This window comes from Cellulomonas sp. B6 (assembly GCF_001462455.1).
In the GTDB taxonomy this organism is placed as follows: Bacteria; Actinomycetota; Actinomycetes; order Actinomycetales; family Cellulomonadaceae; genus Cellulomonas.
In genome coordinates, this window is sequence record NZ_LNTD01000226.1 from 1 (window position 1) to 2,751 (window position 2,751).

Sequence of the window (2,751 nt, forward strand, 5' to 3'; positions counted from 1 at the left end):
CCCTGGTGGTGCGGGGGACGGCGGGCGGGGGACCCCGGACGCCGGGTGAGGTAAGGCTCACCTCATCGGTCGGGAGCGTACTCCTGCCGCGGGCGCGCGCACATCCCGCGTCCACGTGGCGCGCGTCACGCCGGCGCGGCGTCCTCGATCCGCGCACGCAGCACGGGCCACGCGTCGCCGAACGCGGGCAGCAGCGGGCGGTCCGGGACGTCGTCGAGCGCGACCCAGAGCACCGCGAGGCTCTCGGCGTCGGTCGCCGCGGGCTCGAACGGGCCGGCGGCGTCGGCCAGCACCGTGGTGTACGACCAGTCGGGGTGCGTCAGCACGTGCTCACCGCGCACGACCACCGCGGCCGGGTCGACCCCCGCCTCCTCGTGCGCCTCGCGCAGCGCCGCGTCGACGGCCGTCTCCTGCGGCTCGCGCGCGCCGCCCGGCAGCCCCCAGGTGCCGCCCTGGTCGCTCCACGGCGCACGGTGCTGCAGCACCACGTGCGTCGCGCGGCCGGCCGCGTCGCGCCGCACGAGCAGCAGCCCCGCGGCTCCGTGCAGGCCCCAGTGGCGCCGCCCGCACGCGCACTCGACCCAGCCGTCGCCGGGGCGGCGGTGGGTCGGGCGCGGCGCGCTCACGCGGTCGTCAGCCGACGATCTCGCAGATCGCGGTGCCCGCGCTCACGCTCGAGCCGACGCCCGCCGTGAGCGACTGCACCGTGCCCGCGCGGTGCGCGACGAGCGGCTGCTCCATCTTCATGGCCTCGAGCACCACGACGAGGTCGCCCTCGGCGACCTGCGCGCCCTCGGCGACCGCGACCTTGACGATCGTGCCCTGCATGGGCGACGCGAGCGTCGTGCCGTTGCCGGCGGCGCGCGTGCTGCGTGCACGCGGCGAGCGGCGCGGACCGGCGCCGGGACGCGCGCGCCCGGGTCCGGTGCCCGGCACGCGGCCCAGGCCGAGCGCCGACGGCAGCACGACCTCGAGCCGCTTGCCGCCGACCTCGACCACGACGCGCTCGAGCGCCACGTCGGGCTCGTCGTCCGCGTCGGGCGCGGGTGCGGGCGTGCGCCCCAGGCCGGCCACGGTCTCCGCGAACTCGGTCTCGATCCACCGGGTGTGCACGGAGAACGGCTGCGCGTCGTCGGCGGGCACGAACGCCTCGGACTCCAGCACGGCCCGGTGGAACGGCACGACCGTCGGGATGCCGACGACCTCGAGCTCCGCGAGCGCCCGGCGCGCCCGCTCGACCGCCTGGCGGCGCGTCGCGCCCGTGACGATCACCTTGGCGATCATCGAGTCGAACAGTCCCGACACGGTGTCGCCCTCGGCGACCCCGGAGTCGACGCGCACGCCCGGGCCGGACGGGTAGCGCAGCCGCGTGATGCGGCCCGGTGCGGGCAGGAAGCCCGCGGCCGGGTCCTCGCCGTTGAGGCGGAACTCGATCGAGTGCCCGCGCGTCTCGACCTCGGTGTAGCCCAGCGGCTCACCGGCGGCGATCCGCAGCTGCTCGCGCACGAGGTCGATGCCGCTGATCTCCTCGGTGACCGGGTGCTCGACCTGCAGGCGGGTGTTGACCTCGAGGAACGACACGGTCCCGTCGACGCCCACGAGGAACTCGCACGTGCCCGCGCCGACGTACCCGGCCTCGCGCAGGATCGCCTGCGACGCCGTGACGAGCGTCGCGCGCTGCTCGTCGGTGAGGAACGGCGCGGGCGCCTCCTCGACGAGCTTCTGGTGGCGACGCTGCAGCGAGCAGTCGCGCGTCGAGACGACGACGACCGTGCCGTGCTGGTCCGCGAGGCACTGCGTCTCGACGTGCCGCGGCCGATCGAGGTACCGCTCGACGAAGCACTCGCCACGGCCGAACGAGGCGACGGCCTCGCGGACCGCCGACTCGTACAGCTCGTCGATCTCGTCGGCCGTGCGCGCGACCTTCAGGCCGCGGCCACCGCCGCCGAACGCCGCCTTGATCGCGATCGGCAGGCCGTGCTCGGCGACGAACGCGTGGATCTCCGAGGCGTCGGCGACCGGGTCGGGCGTGCCCGCGACGAGCGGCGCACCGGCGCGCTGCGCGATGTGGCGCGCGCTGACCTTGTCGCCGAGCCCCTCGATCGCGGCCGGCGGCGGCCCCACCCACACGAGGCCGGCGTCCATGACGGCCTGCGCGAAGTGCGCGTTCTCGGACAGGAAGCCGTAGCCGGGGTGCACGGCGTCGGCGCCCGAGCGGCGTGCGACGTCGAGCAGCTTGGCGACGTCGAGGTACGTCTCGGCGGCGCGGGCGCCGTCGAGCGCGTACGCCTCGTCGGCGACGCGCACGTGCAGGGCCTCGCGGTCGGTGTCCGAGTACACGGCGACCGACGCGATCCCGGCGTCACGGCAGGCACGGGCGATGCGGACGGCGATCTCGCCGCGGTTGGCGACGAGGACCTTGGTGATGGCGGGCACGGCTCACGGTAGCGCGCGATCCGTCCCGGTCCGCGGTGCTGCCCGGGCCTCGTCGCAAGATTGCCGCATCCCCCCAGCGCCGCACGGTTCGTTTTGGAGGAACCCACCACTGCGCGTCGCCCAGGGGCGCTGCTGCGCCACGACGTTGTGCCGACCGCACAACCCCGCGCGCCGTCCCCGGGCCACCCGCACCCGCCACCATTCCGGCGCACCTTCCCGCCGCACCCATGCCGAACACCGTCGACAGACACCGTCGCGGCGCGACGGACAGCCGCGTGCCGGTGTCCGTGGAGCCGGGGCGCTGTCCGTCGGCGG

Annotated in this window: 2 protein-coding genes; both read right to left on the bottom strand. The window is 76.0% G+C overall.

Translation table 11 applies throughout. The annotated features are described in order from the left end of the window. Window positions 1-125: 125 nt before the first annotated feature. On the bottom strand, window positions 126-626 hold the full coding sequence (locus ATM99_RS16500; RefSeq protein WP_062103925.1) for an NUDIX domain-containing protein: 501 nt from the start codon (window positions 624-626) through the stop codon (window positions 126-128). Window positions 627-633: 7 nt separating this feature from the next. After that, the gene (locus ATM99_RS16505; RefSeq protein WP_062103926.1) at window positions 634-2,436 is read right to left on the bottom strand and encodes a biotin carboxylase N-terminal domain-containing protein; all 1,803 of its coding nucleotides are present in this window, start codon (window positions 2,434-2,436) and stop codon (window positions 634-636) included. Between the last annotated feature and the right edge of the window lie 315 nt (window positions 2,437-2,751).